At 57.6% G+C, this 24,491-nt stretch carries 1 protein-coding gene; it reads left to right on the top strand.

The annotated features are described in order from the left end of the window. Positions 1-137 precede the first annotated feature (137 nt). Entirely contained in the window at positions 138-24,434 is a 24,297-nt protein-coding gene (locus tag XBJ1_RS19040; protein ID WP_049778810.1) for a non-ribosomal peptide synthetase, read from the top strand. Positions 24,435-24,491 lie beyond the last annotated feature (57 nt).

Here is a 24,491-nt window from a genome sequence, read left to right as displayed (position 1 = left end):
AACATCATTTTGTCAGCGCAAATGGATGCAATAGGGGAAAACGATATTGAATCAATACAAAACTCACTGGATTTAATGTCAACAGAAGAACTGATGGCAATTTTAGGCGGAGACAGTAATCAATGATAAGGAATGACATGAACCTCGATAATCTGAAACGTGCTGTGCTAAAAAAGAAAATCAAACAACAATTGCAAACTCAGCAACAGCAGCGACCCTCCATCAAGCAGGTTGATCGGAATCTTCCTCTGCCATTGTCTTTCGCCCAGCAGCGACTGTGGTTCCTTGCTCAACTCGATCCCGCCGCCAGTCTGGCCTACCATATTCCGGTAGCGCTGCGTCTCACCGGCCAACTTGACCGCCCCTCCCTGACTACCGCACTCGATCACCTGATCGCCCGGCACGAAAGCCTGCGTACCCGCTTCGTATTAGTCGAAGGTCAGCCCTGCCAACACATCGATCCCGCTGATATCGGCTTTACCCTGTCCTGTCAGGACCTGCGTCCGCTGGAGCCGGCAATGCACAACAACCGTATCGCCGAACTTGCCAGCCTTGAGGCACAGATCCCCTTCGATTTTACCCAAGGCCCGCTGATCCGCGGTCAACTGCTGCAACTGACGGAGGAAACGCACGTGCTGCTGCTCACCCAGCATCACATCATCGCTGACGGCTGGTCTATCGGTGTGCTGGTGCACGAACTGGGCACCCTCTACCGCGCCGCCCTCGACGGCCACGACGATCCGCTACCGCCGCTGCCCATTCAGTACGCCGACTACGCCGTCTGGCAGCGCAACTGGCTACAGGGGGATATCCTCACTGAACAGCGTGACTTCTGGTGTAGCCAGCTTCAGGGCGCTCCGGCCTTGCTGGCACTCCCTTCCGACCGGCCACGTCCGCCGGTGCAACGCTATGCCGGCGGCCAAATTCCCTTCCAGCTCGATGCGACCTTGCTGGCGTCGCTTAAGGAACTCGGACAACGCCATAACACCACCCTGTTTATGACCGTACTGACCGCCTGGAGTATCGTTCTCACCCGGCTGAGTGGTCAGGATGATATTGTCATCGGCACTCCGGTCGCTAACCGTCCGCGCCATGAACTTGAGAACCAGATCGGCTTCTTCGTTAATACTCTGGCTCTGCGCGTCACCCCGGGTGATACCTCCCGTGTGACCGACCTGCTCGCGCAGGTTCGTGAACGTGCACTTGCCGCCTATGCCCATCAGGATCTGCCCTTCGAGCAGGTGGTGGAAGCGTTGCAGCCCGACCGTAGCCTGAGCTACAGTCCGGTCTTTCAAGTCATGCTGACCTTAAACAATACCCCGGCTCAAAATTGGGCATTACCGGGTTTACAGCTCACGCCCGTCGAACAGGTACGCTATGGTGCCCACTTCGACTTGACGTTATCACTGACCGAAACTGAAATGGGTCTGATCGGTGATCTGGAATATGCCGCGGATCTGTTCGATCCCGCGACCGTTGAGCGCATGGTCAGCTATCTGGAAAATGTGCTGGCGGCGATGGCCGCCGATGCAACACAAGTCCTTGCGAACCTGCCGATGCTGCCGTTCTCCGAGCGACAACAACTTCTGGTGGACTTCAACGCCACCCGGGCAGACTTCCCGCAGAACGCCCTGATCCATCAACTGTTCGAAGCTCAGGCGGTACACAATCCCGATGTAACAGCCGTGGTATGCGGGGAACACACACTCAGCTATGACGAACTGAACCACCGCGCCAATCGTCTTGCTCACTATCTGATCGCGCTGGGGGTACGTCCGGACGATCGGGTAGCGATTTGTCTGGAACGCAGCCCGGATATGATAGTGAGCCTGCTCGCTATCCTTAAGGCAGGCGGTGCCTATGTGCCGCTCGATCCGACTTATCCGGCCGAGCGGCTGGCCTATATGCTCAATGACGCGGCACCGGTAGCTTTGCTCACCCAGACGACATGGATCGACATGCTGTCCAGCGCTATTCCCACCGTGGTGCTCGATGCCCCGGAATCGTCTATGACGACACGATCGGCCTACAATCCGGAGCCACAAGTGCTGGGGCTGACGTCACGCCATCTGGCGTATGTGATCTATACCTCAGGCTCGACCGGCCAGCCCAAAGGAGTGGCGATCACCCACCGCAATACGGTGAATTTCCTCACCTGGGCGCAACGAACTTTCAGTCCGGAGGAATTGGCACATACCCTTTTTGCCACCTCGCTTAATTTTGATTTAGCGGTGTACGAATGCTTCGTGCCTTTGATCGCTGGCGGTACGGTTCACCTCGTCCCAGATGCGCTGTCACTGATAACCACCGCACAGCCGGTCAGCCTGATCAATACCGTACCGTCAGCCATCGCACACTTGATTGAAGCCAAGGCGGTGCCCATGACCGCCCGGACGGTCAATCTGGCCGGTGAAGCATTAAAACCCCACGTCATTGAGCATTTGTTTGCCGATACATCCGTACAGGATGTGTGCAATCTGTATGGCCCCTCTGAGACGACGACCTATTCAACCTGGATACGGATGAACCGGACGGAGGGCTTTGCCAGTCATATCGGCCGCCCGATCGCCAATACCCGGATCTATATTCTTGATGCCTACAGTCAGCCCGTTCCGCTCGGTGTGACCGGCGAAATCCATATCGCCGGTGCCGGCGTTGCCCGTGGCTACCTGAACCGCCCCGAACTGACTGCTGAGCGCTTTCTTGCCGATCCGTTCTCCGCCGATCCGGATGCCCGTATGTACAAGACCGGTGACCTCGGCCGCTGGCGACCCGACGGCAATATCGACTATCTCGGCCGCAATGACTTTCAGGTCAAACTGCGCGGCTTCCGCATTGAACTCGGCGAAATTGAGGCGCAACTGATGCAATGCTCCGGCGTACGCGAAGCCGTGGTGCTGGCGCGCGAAGATCAACCGGGTCACAAGCGTCTGGTCGCCTATCTGCGGCCTCAGAACAGCGTTGAACTGGTGCCCGCTGAACTGCGTCAGCAGCTTGCCCGGCACCTTGCCGAGTATATGCTGCCCAGTGCCTTTATGACGCTCGATGCTTTCCCGCTCACCCCCAACGGCAAACTCGACCGTCAGGCGCTCCCTGTCCCCGACCTGTCTGCTGTGGTCGCTCGCGGCTATGAAGCCCCGCTCGGTGAGATGGAAACTGCTCTGGCGCAAATCTGGCAAGATCTGTTGCAGCTGGAGCAGGTCGGCCGTCACGACCACTTCTTTGAACTCGGCGGCCACTCGCTGATGATTGTCAATCTGATCGAACGGCTACATGGCCTTGGTTGGCGGCTCGACGTCCGCAGCGTGTTCGCCACTCCCATTCTCACTGAAATGGCACAGGCTATTCAGGGTGACACTAACGCCTTCGTGGTGCCGCCTAACCGTATTCCCGAAGACTGTACCGCCCTCACCCCCGACATGCTGTCTCTGGTCTCGCTGTCTCAGGCTGAAATTGATGCTATCGTCGACGCCATCCCCGGTGGGGCAAGTAATGTGCAGGATATCTATCCGCTGGCGCCGCTACAGGAAGGTATCCTGTTCCACTATCTGCTACAGACACAAGGTGATGCTTATCTGTTACAGAGCCTGCTCGCCTTTGACAGCCGAGAGCGTCTTGATACTTTTCTGACCGCGCTGCAACAAATTATCGACCGCCACGATATCCTGCGTACTGCCGTCTGCTGGCAGGGATTAGCGCAGCCGGTTCAGGTGGTCTGGCGTCAGGCACCGCTGTGTGTCAATCGCTTTACCCCGACTACAGCGGACGATGTTCCGGCTCAGTTATTGTCTCACACCGATCCACGCCGGCACCGTCTCGACCTGAGCCGTGCGCCGCTGTTCGCTGGTGATATCGCCCATAATCCGGCACAGGATGAATGGCTGCTGGCGCTGCGCTTCCACCATCTGGTCAGCGACCATATGACGCTGGAGCTGATTTTCGCTGAGGTTGCTCAGGTGTTACAGGGACAGGCCGGGACACTCCCCACAGCGCTGCCCTACCGCAACTTTGTCGCCCAGACCCTGAGTGTACCGGCCGCAGTGCATGAGGCCTATTTCCGCGCCCAGCTTGCCGACGTCGACACACCGACAGCACCGTTCGGGGTGCTCACAATGCCGGGCGATAACGAGCCTGTCACCGAAAACCGTCTTTCGCTCACTCCCGCTCTGGCGGAGGCCATCCGTACCCAATCCCGCCGTCTGGGGGTCAGCCCGGGTGTGCTGTTCCATGTCGCCTGGGCTCAGGTGCTGGCACAAACCAGCGGCCATGATGATGTGGTCTTCGGCTCTGTATTGCTGGGTCGCCTGTTAGGGGTCGCTGGCGCTGATCGCATACTGGGGATGTTTATCAATACCCTGCCGGTACGAGTCTCTCTGGCCGGCCGCAGTGTGCAGGAGGTGGTGCAGGCCACCTACCGCGATCTGATGACACTACTGGAGCACGAGCAGGCACCTTTGGCGCTGGCACAACGCTGTAGTGGCGTAACGCAGTCGATGCCGCTGTTCAGTACCCTGCTTAATTACCGTCATAGCCAAACCAGCACGGCAGACGCGGTTAACACGAGCTGGGCAGGTATGCACGTAGTCGCAGTTGAAGAACAGAGCAACTATCCGCTCACTTTGTCGGTGGATGATCTGGGGATCGGTTTCCACCTGACGGCTCAGGCCGTGGCCGGAATCGATCCGGCTCGCGTCACCGCCTATCTGGTTACTGCCATCAGCGGTCTGGTCGATGCCCTGATTCGCGAGCCACAACGATTGATTCAGGATGTACCGATCCTGCCACCTTCAGAGCGGCAACAACTGCTGGTGGAGTTCAACGCCACCCAGACGGACTTCCCACAGGATGCGCTAATCCATCAACTGTTCGAGGCTCAGGCAGCACGCAACCCCGACGCTACCGCTGTGGTGTATGAAGACCAGATACTCAGCTATGGCGAGCTGAACCGCCGTGCCAATCGCCTCGCCCATCATTTGATTGCGCTGGGTGTGTGTCCGGACGATCGGGTGGCGATTTGTGTCGAACGCAGCCCGGAGCTGGTGGTCGGCCTGTTCGCTATCCTCAAGGCAGGCGGTGCCTATGTACCACTCGATCCGGCCTATCCGGCCGAGCGGCTGACGTATATGCTCGACGACGCAGCACCGGTAGTTTTACTCACTCAAACGACGCTGATCGACACGCTGACCAGTCCCGTTCCCACGATAATACTCGACGGCCAAGAACCGTTCCTGATGACGCAATCAGCTCACAATCCGGACGCTCAGGCGCTGGGGCTGACGTCACGCCATCTGGCGTATATCATCTACACTTCCGGCTCCACCGGATTACCCAAGGGGGTGATGGTCGAGCATCGCGGCCTGAGCAATCTGATCGCCACTCAGCAGGACACTCTGGCGATCAAACCTGACAGCCGTATCCTGCAATTTGCCTCTAACAGCTTCGATGCCGGTATCTGGGAATGCGGCATGGCACTTCTGGCGGGTGCCAGCCTCCATCTTGCCCAGCGAACTCACCTCCTGCCCGGAGCTGCCCTGTTGAATACTCTGGAGACTCATGCCATTACCCATGTGCTGCTGTCGCCAACAGCATTGGCGGCACTGGATTCCGTACCCGTAACACTGCAAACTCTGATCGTAGGCGGTGAGGCCTGCTCACCCGCACTGGTCAAACGCTGGGCTGAAGGTCGGCGTATGGTCAATGCCTATGGACCGACGGAAAGTACGGTCTGTGCGGCTATTTATCTGTGCGATAACCAAGAAGAAGGCGCTCCGCCTATCGGCCAGCCGATTGCTAATACCCGGATCTATATTCTCGACTCCTACGGTCAGCCCGTTCCGCTCGGTGTGGCCGGCGAAATCCATATCGCGGGTGCCGGTATTGCCCGTGGCTACCTGAACCGCCCCGAACTGACCGCCGAACGCTTCCTTGCCGATCCGTTCTCCGCCGATCCGGATGCCCGCATGTACAAGACCGGTGACCTAGGTCGCTGGCGACCCGACGGCAACATCGACTATCTCGGCCGCAATGACTTTCAGGTCAAACTGCGCGGCTTCCGTATCGAGCCCGGCGAAATTGAAGCTCAATTGGTGCAATGCTCCGGTGTACGTGAAGCCGTGGTGCTGACCCGCGAAGATGAGCCGGACCACAAGCGCCTGATCGCCTATCTGCTGCCCCAGTCTGATGTTAAGCTGGTGCCGGCCGAACTGCGTCAGCAGCTTTCTCAACACCTTGCCGAGTACATGCTGCCCAGTGCTTTTGTGACGCTTGATGCTTTCCCGCTCAGCCCCAACGGCAAACTCGACCGTCAGGCGCTCCCCGCCCCTGATCCGTCTGCGATAGTGACACGAGGCTATGAAACTCCGGTCGGTAAAGTAGAAATCACACTGTCACAGATCTGGCAAGACCTGCTGAGACTAGAACAGGTCGGCCGTCACGACCACTTCTTTGAGCTCGGCGGCCATTCGTTGCTTGCCGTTCAGCTTGTGGCACGTGTGCGTCAGGATCTGGCACGGGAATTGCCACTACAACAGATTTTCGCTCACCCCCTGCTGGCAGAGCTAGCCCAAACGCTGACCGGTACGTCGGCAACCACTCAGGTCGCTATCCCCGCCGCCGATCACAGCCGACCGCTACCATTATCTTTCGCCCAGCAACGGTTGTGGTTCCTTGGTCAGCTCGATCCCGCCGCCAGTCTGGCCTACCATATCCCGCTAGCGCTGCGTCTCACCGGCCAGCTTGACCGCCATGCCCTGATCACCGCACTCAATCGTCTGGTTGTCCGGCAAGAGAGCCTGCGCACCCGCTTTATCCTGATCGACGGGCAACCCTGTTTGCACATTGATCCCGCCGATATCGGCTTTACCCTGTCCTGTCAGGATCTGCGTCCTCTGGAGTCTGCGGCGCAAACCCATCGTGTTGCCGAACTCGCCAACCTTGAAGCGCAGACGCCTTTCGACTTTACCCAAGGCCCGCTGATCCGCGGTCAATTGCTGCAACTGGCGGACGAGGAGCATGTGTTGCTGCTCACTCAACATCACATCATGGCTGACGGCTGGTCTATCAGTGTGCTGGTGCACGAACTGGGTGCCCTCTACCGAGCTGTTCTCGACGGTCACAGCGATCTGTTGCCGCCGCTGCCCATTCAGTACGCCGATTATGCCGTCTGGCAACGCGACTGGCTGCAAGGAACCGTTCTCGCTGAGCAGCGCGACTTCTGGTGCGCCCAGCTCCGGGACGCTCCGACCTTTTTGGAACTCCCCACCGATCGGCCACGCCCGTCGGTACAGACCTATGCCGGCGATCGGGTTCCTTTCCGGCTTGATGCGACCTTACTGACATCGCTTAAGGGGCTAGGACAGCGTCATAACACTACCTTGTTTATGACCGTGCTGACCGCCTGGAGCATCGTCCTCGCCCGACTCAGTGGTCAGGATGATATTGTTATCGGCACTCCGGTCGCCAACCGTCCGCACCGTGAACTTGAGAACCTGATCGGCTTCTTTGTCAATACTCTGGCTCTGCGCGTCACACCGGATGATGGCCTCCGTGTGGCCGATCTGCTCGCACAGGTTCGTGAGCGGGCGCTCGCCGCCTATGCCCATCAGGATCTGCCCTTCGAGCAGGTGGTAGAAGCCTTACAGCCCGATCGCAGCCTGAGCTACAGCCCGGTTTTTCAGGTGATGCTGACCTTAAACAATACCCCGCCTCAAGATCTGTCATTGCCCGGCTTACAGCTCACGCCACTTGAGCAGGTGCGCCATAGCGCCCACTTCGACCTGACGTTATCGCTGACCGAAACGGAGGCGGGTCTGGTCGGTGAGCTGGAATATGCCACCGACCTGTTCGACCCCGCGACCGTTGAGCGCATAGTCGGCTATTTAAAGAATGTGCTGACGGAGATGGTGGTCGATGCGACACAAACTATTGCGGATCTGCCGATGCTGTCAGCCTCGGAGCGGCAACAGTTACTGACCGGCTTCAATGCCATCCAAGTAGACTTCCCGCAGAGCACCTTGATCCATCAGCGGTTCGAGATTCAGGCGGCACATTCTCCCGATGCCACCGCCGTGGTGTTTGAGGACCAGACACTCAGCTATGGTGAACTGAACCGCCGCGCCAATCGTCTCGCTCATCGCTTGATTACGCTGGGGGTGCGTCCGGACGATCGGGTGGCAATTTGCGTCGAACGCGGTCTGGAGCTGGTGGTCGGTTTGCTCGCTATTCTTAAGGCAGGTGGCGCCTATGTGCCGCTCGATCCGGCTTATCCGGCCGAGCGGCTGGCTTATATGCTGCATGATGCGACACCAGTAGCTTTGCTGACCCAGACAACACAGGTCGACATGCTGACCAGCTACTCCCCTGCTCTCCTGCCCACAATCGTATTCGATGCTCAGGATGCGTCCCTGATGGCGCAACCGGATCACAATCCGGATACACAGGCGCTGGGGCTGACATCACGCCATCTGGCGTATGTCATCTACACTTCCGGTTCCACCGGATTACCCAAGGGAGTGATGGTTGAACATGCCCATGTCACCCGCCTGTTAGCTGCAACCCAAGAACGTTTCCGGTTTGATAGCAATGACGTGTGGACCCTGTTCCATTCCTTTGCTTTCGATTTCTCGGTGTGGGAACTCTGGGGCGCCTTGTCTCATGGTGGCCGGCTGATCGTCGTACCGACTGACTGTACCCGTTCACCGCAGGCTTTCTATGCGCTACTGTGCCGTGAGCAAGTCACCGTACTGAATCAAACACCCAGTGCTTTTCGTCCGTTGATTTCTGCCCAGAATGCCACACCGCATTCCCTGCGCTGCATTATCTTTGGGGGGGAGGCGCTGGAGTTGCATACGCTTGCCCCGTGGGTTACCCGTAACCCCACCCGACAGACCCGTCTGGTCAATATGTACGGCATTACCGAGATCACCGTACATGCCACTTATCGTGAACTCACGGAATCCGACATCACTCTGGGACGTGGCAGTTTGATCGGCCAGCCGCTACCCGATTTGCGGGTATATATCCTCAACCCTCATGGTCAGCCCGTTCCTCTCGGTGTGACCGGCGAAATCCATATCACCGGTGCTGGTGTCGCCCGTGGTTACCTGAACCGTCCTGAACTGACTGCGGAACGCTTCCTTGCCGATCCGTTCTCCTCCGATCCGGACGTCCGTATGTATAAGACCGGCGACCTCGGCCGCTGGCTCCCTGACGGCCATCTCGAGTATCTCGGCCGCAATGACTTTCAGGTCAAACTGCGCGGCTTCCGTATTGAGCTCGGTGAGATTGAGTCCCGGCTAGTGCAATGTCACGGTGTGCGTGAAGCGGTGGTGCTGGCGCGCGAAGACGAACCGGGCAACAAGCGTCTGGTCGCTTACCTGCTGCCCCAGACCGACGCCGAACTGATGCCGGCTGAACTGCGTCAGCAACTCGCCCAGCACCTTGCCGAATATATGTTGCCCAGTGCCTTTGTGACGCTTGACGCTTTCCCGCTTACCCCCAACGGCAAACTCGACCGTCAGGCGCTTCCTGTCCCCGACGCGTCCGCCGTAGTGGTGCGCGGCTATGAAGCCCCGCTCGGTGAGATGGAAACTGCTCTGGCGCAAATCTGGCAAAACTTATTGGGGCTGGAACAGGTCGGCCGCCACGACCATTTCTTTGAACTCGGCGGCCACTCGCTGATGATCGTCAGTCTGATCGAAGAACTGCGCGGCCTCGGCTGGCGGCTTGAGGTTCGCAGCGTGTTCGCCGCCCCCGTCCTCGCCGAAATGGCACAGACCATCCGGAGTGACACCGACGCTTTCGTGGTGCCGACTAACCGTATCCCCGAAGGCTGTACCGCCCTTACGCCCGACATGCTGCCTCTGGTCACACTGTCTCAGGCTGAGATTGATGCCATCACCGACGTGATCCCCGGAGGGGCAACCAATGTGCAGGATATCTATCCGCTGGCGCCGTTACAGGAGGGTATCCTGTTCCATCACCTGCTACAGACACAAGGTGATGACTATCTGCTACAGAGCCTGCTCGCCTTTGACAGCTGTGAGCGTCTTGATACTTTCCTTGCCGCCCTGCAACAGGTCATCGACCGCCACGATATCCTGCGTACCGCCGCCTGTTGGCAGGGATTAGTGCAGCCGGTTCAGGTGGTCTGGCGTCAGGCACCGCTGTGGGTCAATCACTTTACCCCAGACACGGCGGACGATGTTCCGGCTCAGCTACGGGCTCACACTGACCCACGCTTACACCGCCTCGACCTGAGCCGTGCGCCGCTGTTCGCCGCCGATATCGCCCATGATCCGGCACAGGATGAATGGCTGCTCGCTCTGCGTTTCCACCATCTGGTCAGCGACCATATGACGCTGGAGCTTATTTTTGCTGAGATTGCCCTGCTGTTACAGGGGCATGCCGAAAAGCTGACCACGGCACTGCCCTACCGCAATTTTATTGCTCAGACCCTGAGCATACCGACCGCAGTTCATGAGGCTTACTTCCGCGATCAACTCGCCGACGTCGACGAACCAACGGTGCCGTTCGGTGTACTCAAGGTGCAGGCTGACGGCGAACCCGTTACCGAAGCCCGTCTTCCGCTTGTACCTGCTTTAGCAGAGGCTATCCGCGTTCAGGCTCGTCGTCTGGGGGTCAGTCCGGGCGTACTGTTCCATGTCGCCTGGGCTCAGGTACTGGCGCAGACCAGCGGCCGCGATGATGTGGTCTTTGGCTCCGTGCTGCTGGGTCGTCTGCAAGGGGGCGCAGGTGCTGACCGAATACTGGGAATGTTCATCAATACTCTGCCAGTGCGGGTCTCTCTGGCCGATCACAGCGTACAGGCCGTAGTACAGGCGACCTACCGCAGTCTGACCATGCTATTGGAGCACGAGCAGGCACCATTGGCGCTGGCTCAACGCTGTAGCGGCATGGCGCAGTCGATACCGTTGTTCAGTACCCTGCTCAATTACCGTCATAATCAGGCCGGCAAGGCAGATACGGCTGAGACGACTTGGGCAGGTATGCGTATTTTAACAACAGAGGAGCGAACCAACTATCCGGTCACCCTGTCAGTCGATGATCTGGGAACTGGTTTCCATCTGACTGCTCAGACTGTGACGGGTATCGATCCGACCCGCGTCACCGCTTATCTGGCTACGGCGATCAGTGGTCTGATCGATGCTTTGACCCACAATCCGCAACAGTTGATTCGAGATGTGCCGATCCTGCCACCGGCAGAGCGGCAACAACTGCTGGTGAACTTCAACGCCACCCAGACGCACTTCCCACAAAACGCCCTGATCCACCAACTGTTCGAGTCTCAGGTGGCATACAAACCCGATGCCACCGCAGTGGTGTTTGAGGATCAGACTCTCAGCTATGGTGAACTGAACTGCCGCGCCAACCAACTGGCTCATCATCTGATCGCGCTGGGTGTACGACCGGACGATCGGGTGGCGATTTGTCTGGAACGCAGCTTGGAGCTGGTAGTCGGCTTACTTGCGATTCTTAAGGCAGGCGGCGCTTATGTCCCGCTCGATCCGGCCTATCCGGCCGAACGGTTGGCTTATATGCTTGATGACGCGGCACCCGTAGTCTTACTCACTCAGACGGCATGGGTTGACACGCTGGTCAGCCCCGTGACTACGTCCGTACCTATAATAGTACTCGATGCTCAGGAACCGGCTGTGGCAGCACAACCGACCCACAACCCGGAGCCGCAGACACTGGGGCTGACGTCACGCCATCTGGCATATGTGATCTATACTTCAGGCTCCACCGGGTTGTCCAAAGGCGTCATGGTTGAACACCGGAATGTCCTTCGTCTCATCATCAATAATGGTTTTGCCGATATTGGCTCCGATGACTGTATTGCCCATTGTGCCAATATTGCCTTTGACGCATCAACGTGGGAAATCTGGTCTGCTCTGCTGAATGGCGGGCGTCTGTATGTGGTTCCACCCTCAGTGCTGCTTGATCCGGTACGTTTCTGCGATTCGCTGATCAAAGGGCAAGTCACTGCCCTTTGGCTAACAGCCGGCTTGTTCAATGAGTATCTCAGCGATCTCAACCCCCTGCTTGGGCGACTACGCTACCTGCTCATCGGTGGCGATGTACTCGATCCCAGAAAGATTCAACGTGCACAATTGGCTGAGTCTCAGCCAGCACATCTCATCAACGGCTATGGTCCGACAGAAACCACGACGTTTGCCACCACCTATCGTATTGCATCCCCCGTCGATGTTGCTCACTCTATTCCCATCGGCCGTCCGATCGCCAATACCCGGATCTATATCCTTGATTGCCACAACCAGCCCGTCCCCCTCGGTGTGGCCGGCGAAATCTATATTGCCGGTGCCGGTGTCGCCCGTGGCTACCTGAACCGCCCCGAACTGACCGCCGAGCGCTTCGTTCCTGATACGTTCTCCGCCGATCCAGATGAGCGTATGTATAAAACCGGCGACCTCGGCCGCTGGCTTTTCGATGGCAACATCGACTATCTCGGCCGCAATGATTATCAGGTTAAACTGCGTGGCTTCCGTATTGAGCCCGGTGAGGTAGAGGCTCGTCTTGTGCAATGTCACGGGGTACGCGAAGCGGTGGTTCTGGCACGTGAAGACGAACCTGGCTACAAGCGTCTGGTCGCCTATCTGCTGCCCCAGACCGGTGTTGAACTGGTTCCGGCCGAACTGCGTCAGCAACTTTCTCAACACCTCGCCGAATATATGCTGCCCAGCGCTTTTATGACGCTCGACGTCTTCCCGCTCACCCCCAACGGCAAACTCGACCGTCAGTCACTCCCCGTCCCCGACTCGTCTGCCGTGGTGATACGCGGCTATGAGCCGCCACAGGGAAGAATAGAAACCGCTCTGGCCCAGATCTGGCAAGACTTACTGGGGCTGGAGCAGGTCGGCCGTCATGACCACTTCTTTGAACTCGGCGGCCATTCTCTGCTTGCCGTCCAACTCGCCGCGCGTGTACGGCAAGATCTGGCGCGGGAATTGCCGCTACAACAACTCTTTGCCCAGCCCATCCTGACGGATCTGGCCCACGCACTCACCGGCGCTTCCGTGACAACTCAGGTCATCATCCCCGTGGCCGATCGCAGCCAGTTGCTTCCGCTATCCTTCGCCCAGCAACGGCTATGGTTCCTTGGGCAGCTCGATCCCGCTGCCAGTCAGGCCTACCATATTCCGGCAGCTCTGCGTCTTACTGGCTCACTCAACCGTCACGCGCTGACCACCGCACTCGATCATCTGGTTGCCCGGCAAGAGAGTCTGCGCACCCGCTTTATTCTGGTCGAAGGCCAACCCTGCCAGCACATCGATCCCGCCGATAGCGGCTTTGCGCTATCCTGTCAGGATCTGCGCCCGTTAGACTCAGCGGTGCGTAACAACCGTGTCACCGAGCTCGCTGCCCTTGAAGCACAGACACCCTTCGACTTTATCCGGGGGCCGCTGATCCGTGGTCAATTGCTGCAATTGACGGACGAGGAGCATGTATTGCTGCTCACCCAGCATCACATCATCGCTGACGGCTGGTCCATCGGTGTGCTGGTGCATGAACTTGTCGCCCTCTACCGTGCCGCCCTTGACGGCCACAGCGATCCGCTACCGCCACTGCCCATTCAGTACGCCGACTATGCCGTCTGGCAGCGTAACGGGTTGCAGGGAGCCATCCTCACCGAACAGCACGACTTCTGGAGCAGCCAGCTCCAAGGCGCCCCGGCTTTGCTGACACTTCCCACCGATCGGCCACGCCCACCCGTACAGAGCTATGCCGGTGGCCGGGTGCCTCTCCACCTTGATGCTACGTTGCTGGCATCGCTTAAGGGACTCGGACAGCGCCATAACACTACCTTGTTTATGACCGTATTGACCGCCTGGGGCATCGTTCTTGCCCGGCTCAGTGGTCAGGATGATATCGTTGTCGGCACTCCGGTCGCTAACCGCCAGCACAGAGAATTCGAGGGTTTGATCGGCTTCTTTGTCAATACTCTGGCCCTGCGTGTCACACCGGGTGATACGCCTCGTGTGTCCGATCTGCTCGCACAGGTTCGTGAGCGAGCACTCGCCGCCTACGCTCATCAGGATCTGCCCTTCGAGCAAGTGGTAGAAGCCTTGCAGCCCGACCGCAGCCTGAGCTACAGCCCGGTCTTCCAAGTCATGCTGGCTTTAAATAATACCCCGAGCCAAGACTTGTCGTTACCCGGCCTACAGCTCACTCCCGTTGAACAGGTGCGCTATGGTGCTCACTTTGACCTGATGTTGTCGTTGACCGAAACTGAGGCAGGTCTGGTCGGTGATCTGGAATATGCCGCCGACCTGTTCGACCCCGCAACCGTTGAGCGCATGGTCGGCTATTTGACTCATGTGCTGGTGGCAATGGCAGCCGACACGACACAAACCATTGCCAGTCTGCCGATGTTACCGCCTGCGGAGCGGCAACAGCTACTGGTGAACTTCAACGCCACCCAGACAGACTTGCCGCAGGACACCCTGATCCACCCACTGTTCGAAACTCAGGCAGCACTGCATCCCACCGATACCGCCGTGGTGTACGGGGATCAGGCGCTCAGCTATGACGAATTGAATCGCCGCGCCAATCAGTTGGCTCATCATCTGATCAATCTGGGTGTACGCCCGGATGATCGGGTAGCCATCTGTGTCGAACGCAGTCTGGAGATGGTGGTCGGTTTGCTCGCTATCCTTAAGGCAGGCGGAGCCTATGTGCCGCTCGATCCGGCCTACCCGACCGAACGGCTGACGTATATGCTTGATGACGCGGCACCTGTGGTATTGCTTACCCAGATGGCGTGGGTCGACACACTGAACAGCGCCATACCTACAGTGGTACTCGATACTCAAGAACCGTTTATGGAATCACAGCCGACCCACAATCCAGAAGCGCAGACGCTGGGTCTGACATCACACCATCTGGCGTATGTGATCTATACCTCAGGCTCGACCGGCCAGCCCAAGGGGGTGATGAGCAGCCATCACGCCCTGTGTAACCGGCTGTTGTGGTTCGTGCGCGACATTGTGACACCGCCACTGGTGGCGGCGCTGAAAACCAGCATCAGCTTCGTCGATTCAGTGACCGAGACACTTGGTGTATTACTGGCCGGTGGCAAACTGGTGGTTTTCGATAACCATGAAGTGAAAGATCTTACGCGCTTCGGCGAAGGTTTACGCCGCGCCGAGGTTAACTACATGGTGGTGGTGCCTTCACTGCTGAAACTCCTGATAGAGGGGAGTGGCGATTCTCTGAAATCGATTAGGACGTTGATTTGCAGCGGAGAACGACTTGCGCCTGAACTCGCGCGGCAGGTCGTAACGGATTACCCTTGTATTCATCTGCTGAATTTCTACGGTTCGTCCGAAATCAATGGTGATGCGACCTGGTATGAATATTCTGCTACGGTCGGCGTGCCGGATGTTTCAGTCATCGGCAGACCCATCGCCAATACCCAAAGCTATATCCTCGATCCCCACGGCCAACCTGTTCCTCTGGGCGTCACTGGCGAAATCCATATCGCCGGTGCCGGCGTTGCCCGCGGCTACCTGAACCGCCCTGAACTGACTGCCGAACGTTTCCTTGCCGATCCGTTCTCCTCCGATCCGGACGCTCGTATGTACAAGACCGGCGACCTTGGCCGTTGGCTTCCCGACGGCCATATCGAATATCTCGGCCGCAACGATTTTCAGGTCAAACTGCGGGGTTTCCGTATCGAACTCGGCGAGATCGAAGCCAAATTAGTACAATGCCACGGCGTATGCGAAGCGGTGGTGCTGGCGCGCGAAGACGAGCCGGGTCACAAGCGTCTGGTCGCTTATCTGCTGCCCCAGACCGGTGTTGAGTTGGTTCCGGCCGAGTTGCGTCTGCAACTCTCCCGGCAGCTCGCCGAATATATGCTGCCGAGTGCCTTTATGACGCTTAAGGCTTTCCCACTCACCCAGAACGGCAAACTTGACCGTCAGGCGCTTCCCGCACCTGACCCGTCCGCCGTGGTGACACGTAATTATGAAGCGCCAGTAGGAGAGGTAGAAAATGCTCTCGCCCAGATCTGGCAAAACCTGCTGGGGCTGGAACGGGTCGGCCGTCACGATCATTTCTTTGAACTCGGTGGACATTCGCTGATGATCGTCAGTTTGATCGGGCGGCTGCGTGGCTTCGGCTGGCGGCTCGACGTCCGCAGCGTATTTGCCGCCCCCGTCCTTGCCGAACTGGCGCAAACCATCCTGATACATCAGGACGCTGCCGACGCCTTCGTGGTGCCGCCTAACCGTATCCCCGCAGGCTGCACTGCCCTCACGCCCGATATGCTGGCTCTGGTTTCGCTGTCTCAGGCTGAGATTGATGTTATCGTCAGCATGATCCCCGGCGGAGCGAGCAATGTGCAGGATATCTATCCGTTGGCGCCGTTGCAGGAAGGTATTCTGTTCCATCACCTGCTACAGACACAAGGCGATGCCTATCTGTTACAGACCCTGCTTGCCTTCGAGACCCGCCAGCATCTCGATGCTTTTCTGGCCGCGCTGCAACAAGTCATCGACCGCCACGATATCCTGCGTACCGCCGCCTGTTGGCAAGGACTGACAGAGCCGGTTCAGGTGGTCTGGCGTCAGGCACCGCTGTGGGTCAATCACTTTACCCCAACCACAGCAGACGACGTCCCGGCTCAGTTACGGGCTCATACTGATCCACACCAGCACCGTCTCGACCTGAACCGCGCGCCACTGTTTGCCGCCGACATTGCCCACGATCCGGCACAGGATGAGTGGTTGCTGGCGCTGCGTTTCCATCATCTGGTCAGCGACCAAATGACGCTGGCGCTGATTTTTGCCGAAATTGCCCTGCTGTTGCAGGGACATGCCCAAAAACTACCCGCCGCGCTGCCCTACCGAGACTTTATCGCCCAGATCCTGAGCGTGCCGGACACAGTGCATGAGGCTTACTTCCTCTCCCAACTCGCTGATGTCGACGAACCGACAGCACCATTCGGTGTGCTCAAAGTGCAGGGCGACGGTGAGCCTGTCACCGAAGCCCGTCTCTTGCTCCCCCCCAATTTAGCTGAGGCTATCCGCGCTCAGGCTCGCCGTCTGGGAGTCAGTCCAAGTGTGCTGTTCCATCTCGCCTGGGGGCAAGTGCTGGCACAAACCAGCAGCCGCGACGATGTGATCTTTGGCTCCGTGCTGCTGGGTCGCCTGCAAGGAGGCGCGGGTGCCGACCGAGTTCTGGGGATGTTTATCAATACGCTGCCGATGCGGATCTCTCTGGCCGATTGCAGCGTACAGGAAGCGGTTCAGGCCACCTACCGCAGCCTCACAATGTTGCTAGAGCACGAACAGGCTCCGTTGGCGCTGGCGCAGCGCTGTAGTGGTGTGGCTCAACCGATGCCACTGTTCAGTGCCTTGCTCAATTACCGTCATAGTCAAGCTGACGAAGCCGGCGCGCTTGATACGATTTGGGCAGGCATGCGCATCGTGGCAACCGAAGGGCGAACCAACTATCCGGTTACCCTCTCGGTGGATGATCAGGGGGTCGGTTTCCGCCTGACTGCCCAGACTGTGACGAGTATCGATCCGGCTCGCGTGACCACTTATCTGGCCACCGCCCTCAGCGGTTTGGTCAAGGCGCTGGCCAGCGATCCGCAACAGCCTATCCTGCAAGTGCCCATCTTGCCGGCATCAGAGCGGCAACAGTTGCTGACCGGCTTCAATGCCATCCAAGTAGACTTCCCGCAGAGCGCCTTGATCCATCAGCGGTTCGAGACTCAGGCGGCACATTCTCCCGATGCCACCGCCGTGGTGTTTGAGAACCAGACACTCAGCTATGGTGAACTGAACCGCCGCGCCAATCGTCTCGCTCATCGCTTGATTACGCTGGGGGTGCGTCCGGACGATCGGGTGGCAATTTGCGTCGAACGCGGTCCGGAGCTGGTGGTCGGTTTGCTCGCTATTCTTAAGGCAGGCGGCGCCTATGTACCGCTCGATCCGGCTTATCCGGCCGAGCGGCTGGCTTACATGCTGCATGATGCGACACCAGTAGCTTTGCTGACCCAGACAACACAGGTCGACATGCTGACCAGCTACTTCCCTGCTCTCCTGCCCACAATCGTATTCGATGCTCAGGATGCGTCCCTGATGGCGCAACCGGATCACAATCCGGATACACAGGCACTGGGGCTGACATCACGCCATCTGGCGTATGTCATCTACACCTCCGGCTCCACCGGATTACCCAAGGGGGTGATGGTTGAACATGCCCATGTCACCCGCCTGTTAGCCGCCACCCAAGAACGTTTCCGGTTTGGTGGCAATGATGTGTGGACCCTGTTTCATTCCTTTGCTTTCGATTTCTCGGTGTGGGAACTCTGGGGTGCCTTGTCTCATGGTGGCCGGCTGATCGTTGTACCGACTGACTGTCTCCGTTCACCGCAGGCTTTCTATGCACTGCTATGCCGTGAGCGAGTCACCGTACTGAATCAAACGCCCAGTGCTTTTCGCCCGTTGATTTCTGCCCAGAATGCCACGCCGCATTCCCTGCGCTGTATTATCTTCGGGGGGGAAGCGCTGGAATTGCATACGCTTGCCCCGTGGGTCGCCCGTAACCCCACCCGACAGACCCGTCTGGTCAATATGTACGGCATCACCGAGATCACCGTGCATGCCACTTATCGTGAACTCACGGAATCCGACATCACTCTGGGACGTGGCAGTTTGATCGGCCAGCCGCTACCTGATCTGCGGGCATATATCCTCGGCACCCACGGCCAACCCGTTCCTCTCGGTGTGACCGGCGAAATCTATATTACCGGTGCCGGTGTCGCGCGTGGCTACCTGAACCGTCCTGAACTGACTGCGGAACGTTTCCTTGCCGATCCGTTCTCCTCCGATCCGGACGCCCGTATGTATAAGACCGGCGACCTCGGCCGCTGGCTCCCCGACGGCCATCTCGAGTATCTCGGCCGCAATGACTTTCAGGTCAAACTGCGCGGCTTCCGTATCGAACCCGGTGAGATCGAAACCCAATTGGTGCAGTGCCCCGGCGTACGGGAAGCCGTAGTGCTGGCACGCGAAGACGAGCCGGGACAGAAACGTCTGGTCGCCTATCTGCGGCCTCAGGACGGCGTTGAACTGGTTCCCGCCGAACTACATCAACAGCTTACCCAACATCTTGCCGAGTACATGCTGCCCAGCGCTTTTATGACGCTCGATGCTTTCCCGCTCACCCCCAACGGCAAACTCGACCGTCAGGCGCTCCCCGCGCCCGATGCGTCCGCCGTGGTGACGCGCGGCTATGAAGCCCCGGTCGGTGAGGTGGAAACCGCACTGGCGCAAATCTGGCAAAATCTGTTGGGACTGGAACGGATCGGCCGTCACGACCATTTCTTTGAACTGGGTGGCCATTCGCTGATGATTGTCAGTCTGATTGAGCGGCTGCGTGGCCTTGGTTGGCAGCTCGACGTTCGCAGCGTGTTCTCCGTGCCTGTACTCACCGATATGGCGCAAGCTATCCTGAAGTCCCAGAGTGGTGCCGACACCTTCGTGGTACCGCCCAATCGCATCCCCGAAGACTGCACCGCCCTCACGCCCGATATGCTGCCTCTGGTCTCGCTGTCTCAGGCTGAAATTGATGCCATCGCTGACGCGATCCCCGGCGGAGTGACCCATGTGCAGGATATCTATCCGCTCGCGCCGCTACAGGAAGGTATCCTGTTCCATCACCTGCTTCAGCCGAACAGAGATCCATACGTTATATCGTCGTTGTTGAGCGTCGAAAACCAGACAAAACTCGACGCATTCATTGCGGCATTACAAGCCGTCATCGATCGGCATGATATCCTGCGTACATCTATCCACTGGCTCGGGTTATCCCAACCTGTTCAAGTGGTACATCGACACGCACCATTGCCGGTCAATGTCCTGACATTCGATGACGATAGTGACGTGGTTGCCAGCATGCAAGCGCGCATGGCACTGTCACATCAGCACATGGATTTGTCCCATGCTCCTCTGATACGTTTGCAAGTCGCCACCGAACCACATTCAGCCAAGTTGTACGTCTTGTTCCAGTTGCATCACATCATCGACGATAACCTCTCACTCCGGTGTTTGCTCGCAGAAACGACCGCTTTCCTGATGGGACTTGGCGCGGATTTGCAGCCATCCGTTCCTTATCGTAACTTTGTCGCCTACGCACGTCAGGAAGGTAAAACTCAGGAAGCGGAAGCCTTCTTCCGGACATTCCTGGCAGATATCGACGAGGCCACCGCACCTTTTGGCCTGGCGGATGTTCAGGGGAATGGCGAACATAACGCGGCGGCACGAAAGGTTCTTGATGTTGAACTCTCACAAGCAATCCGTAAAACAGCGCGCCGCTTCGGCACTAACCCCGCAATTTTGTTCCACGCAGCTTGGGCGCTCGTCATCGCACGCACGAGTGGACGCGATGACATTGTATTTGGCACCGTATTGTCAGGCCGCATGTCGGGAGTTGATGGGAGTGCTCGCGCTTTAGGCATGTTCATCAATACCCTGCCCTTGAGACTGAAGCTAAAAGGAAGCAGCGTGGATGAACTCGTCAAAATGACGAATGACGCCTGTGCCAGCCTGCTGCTCTACGAACAGACCCCATTGTCGCTTGCACAGCGTTGCAGTGGACTCGGTGGCATATCCCTGTTCAGTGCCCTGCTCAATTTCCGGCATGGTAATGACAAAAATACCCGTACACCTAGTCTGGATCTGTTTGGTCTGGCAAGTTTAGATAGCTGCGAACGTACCAATTACCCATTTGAAATGTCCATTGACGATGATGGTGAATATTTTGTGTTATCAGCTCAAACCGTCAATAACATTGATCCCAATAGAATAAATACCTATCTCACAAGAGCGATAGAGCAATTGATATCAATATTGGTTGAAGCGCCAGACACGCCTGCACTGGATTTGGACGTGTTGCCCGAAGACGAACGCCAGCAACTGCTGGTGAACTTCAACGCGACTCAGGCGGACTTCCCGCAGGATGCCCTGATCCACCAACTGTTCGAGGTTCAGGCGGCGTATAACCCCGATGCCACCGCCGTGGTATGCGGGGAGCAAGCACTCAGCTATGGCGAACTGAACCACCGCGCCAATCGTCTGGCTCATCATCTGATCGCGCTGGGGGTACGTCCGGACGATCGGGTGGCAATTTGTCTGACACGTAGCCCTGAGATGGTGGTCGGCCTGCTCGCTATTCTCAAGGCGGGCGGTGCCTATGTGCCGCTCGATCCGGCGTATCCGACTGAACGACTGGCGTATATGCTCAATGACGCGGCACCCGTGGCCTTACTGACCCAGACGGCATGGGTTAACATGCTGGTCAGCCCCGTGCCTACGGTGGTGCTCGACGCCCAAGAACCGGTTATGGCAGCACAACCCATCCATAATCCGGAACCGCAGACGTTGGGGCTGACGTCACGCCATCTGGCGTATGTGATCTACACTTCCGGTTCTACCGGCCTACCCAAAGGGGTGACGATCGCCCACTGTAATACGGTGAATTTCCTCATCTGGGCGCAGCGGACTTTCAGCCCAGAGGAATTGGCGAATACCCTTTTCGCTACTTCGCTTAATTTTGATTTGGCGGTATACGAATGCTTTGCGCCCCTCGTCTCTGGCGGCACGGTTCATCTCGTCCCTGATGCGTTGTCACTGGTCACTACCGAACAACCGGTCAGCCTGATCAACACTGTGCCGTCGGCCATCGCACATTTGATCGAAGCCAATGCGATTCCCCTCACTGCCCGGACGGTCAATTTGGCCGGTGAAGCATTGAAACCACAGGTCGTTGAGCATTTATTTGCCCACTCATCCGTACAGAATGTGTGCAATCTGTATGGTCCCTCTGAGACAACAACTTATTCAACCTGGATACGGATGAACCGGACGGAGGGCTTTGTCAGTCATATCGGCCGCCCGATAGCTAACACACAGATCTATATCCTCAACCCACATGGTCAGCCCGTGCCTCTTGGTGTCGCCGGCGAAATCCATATCGCCGGTGCCGGTGTGGCTCGCGGTTATCTGAACCGACCCGAACTGACCACCGAACGCTTCCTCATCGATCCGTTCTCCTCGGCACCAGATGCCCGTATGTACAAGACCGGCGACCTCGGCCGCTGGCTTTCTGACGGCAATATTGAATACCTCGGCCGCAATGATTTTCAGGTCAAACTGCGCGGCTTCCGTATTGAACTCGGTGAGATCGAGGCGCAACTGATGCAATGCCACGGCGTGCGCGAAGCGGTGGTATTGGCGCGCGAAGATGAGCCGAGCCAGAAACGTCTGGTCGCCTATGTACGGCCTCAGGCCAGCGTTGAACTGGTTCCCGCCGAGCTGCGTCAGCAACTCGCCCGACACCTTGCCGAATATATGCTGCCCAGCGCCTTTATGACACTTGACGCTTTCCCGCTCACCCCCAACGGCAAACTTGACCGTCAGGCGCTCCCTGCCCCTGATTCGTCCGCCGTGGTGGCGCGTGGCTATCAAGCGCCAGTCGGCGCGGCGGAAACCACCTTGGCGCAGATCTGGCAAGACTTATTGGGACTGGAGCGGGTCGGCCGTCACGATCATTTCTTTGAGCTTGGCGGTCACTCACTGCTCGCTGTGCAGTTGCTGAACCGGATGCGGGAGCAAGACATGGCGGTTCCTCTGACCGTCTTGTTCGTGCATCCGACATTGAGTGATCTGGCAATAGCTATTGGCGAGCGTTTTGCCCAATCAACGTCTCCGTTCGATGCGAATCCCGTGCCGCTAAACCCAACAGGCGGCCTGCCACCCTTGTTCCTGATACACGAGACTTCCGGCGATCCACTGGTCTATTCGCCACTGGCAGCCTTACTGCCATCTGAGCTTCCTGTCTATGCATTACAGGCTCTTGGTATCCACACGCTGGAGCATCCTCCTGCGTCGCTTGAAGCGCTCGCGGCCTGCCATATTCAGGCTATTCGTCGCGTTCAGCCGCAAGGCCCCTATCACCTTGCCGGATGGTCAATTGGTGGTTTGATCGCCTATGAGATGGCGCAACAATTCATGAGCTGCGGCGAAACGGTAGGATTTCTCGGTATGATCGATTCCTATAATTCCATAAATGGGCTACAAATCTCCACCGACCAGCCGATAGACAAGGAAGCAAAACGAATTGAGATAATCATTGACTCACTGCGTGCTCAAATCGGCACGAGTGACGAGCAGGTATTAGAAGAACTGCACGATCTCAGCGATGTGAACCAAATTCTTGACCGCTGTATTGAACACCAATGGCTGCCGGCCAGTATCACACGCGAGGATATCCTCCTTCGCCTATACACCGCCGAGATCATTACACAACTGGGTCAAGACTATATCGCGCCAAAATCCCCCCTGCCCATCCACCTGTATACCGCGGATGAGGCACTCAACGGGGAAATTTGGCACGGTTGGCGTAATATCGTCGGCACTGATTCGACACTCCACGCTATCGGTGGAACGCATTTCTCCATCATGCGTCCCCCTTCGCTCAACCAGATAGTGGATTCACTCACCGAGCACTTACTGCCCGCTCCTCCCTATGACCCGCGCGTTATCATCCAAAGCGGGTCTCGGTCGGTTCCGCCGCTATTTTGCATGCCCGGTGCCGGTGCCAGCGCCTCTAGTCTTCTCGGGCTGGCGCTGTCGCTCCCACAGCAACTTCCAGTCTACGCCTTGCAGACACGCGGTCTGGGACTGACTGACAAACACAATTTTCCCTATGTCAGTGTCGAAGGTGCTGCTCATGCCTATATCCAGATCATCCGTCAAACGCAACCTCACGGTCCCTATCACCTGCTGGGTCATTCTTTCGGTGGCTGGATCGCGTTTGAGATGGCCTTGCAACTGCAAGCAGAAGGGGAACAAGTCTCCGACCTTATTCTCGTCGATACCGATGAACCTGATCCGCAAGGCAGTATTCCCAAGTCAGTCAACCGTACCGAAACGATAATGAAGCTGATTGAGATCTACAATATGATATTGGATCGGCCCCTGCCGCTGACGAAGCCGGATTTTGACGATCTGACTCCGAATGAACAGTTTCAATACCTGCTTAGTGCTCTGGTAAACGCAGGTCTCTTTCTGGCCAAAACACCAATATCACTGCTGCAAGGTGTCGTCCGCGTCATGCAGGCCAATCTGAACACTTGCTATACACCTCGTGCCCGCTATGAGGGTCTTGTTCATCTGATCAGCGCAGAAGAGGGAGATGTGGAGGAAACAAAAACCCGCGAAGCTCTGTGGAGTACACACGCCGCTCAACTCAGCACGATGCATGTACCCGGTAATCACATGACCATGTTGTCCAGCCCGCAGATTGAGCACTTTGTTACTGGGCTATGGCAGAAATTGGATTACGCGAACAACCCAAGGTCTACGGTTTGGTTCGGATAGGTAAAACCTCACGGATTTGGTCGGAAGGATAAATGAGTCAGTACTTGTCAGTAGAGG

It is taken from the genome of Xenorhabdus bovienii SS-2004, from assembly GCF_000027225.1.
Taxonomy (GTDB): domain Bacteria; phylum Pseudomonadota; class Gammaproteobacteria; order Enterobacterales; family Enterobacteriaceae; genus Xenorhabdus; species Xenorhabdus bovienii_C.
The sequence above is the reverse complement of the archived record's forward strand: the minus strand, read 5'-3'. Positions and strand labels throughout refer to the sequence as shown.

What these genes read in the sequence shown, in the direction of transcription:
- XBJ1_RS19040 (WP_049778810.1), top strand. Translation starts at nt 138, where the DNA reads ATGAACCTCGATAATCTGAAACGTGCTGTGCTAAAAAAGAAAATCAAA.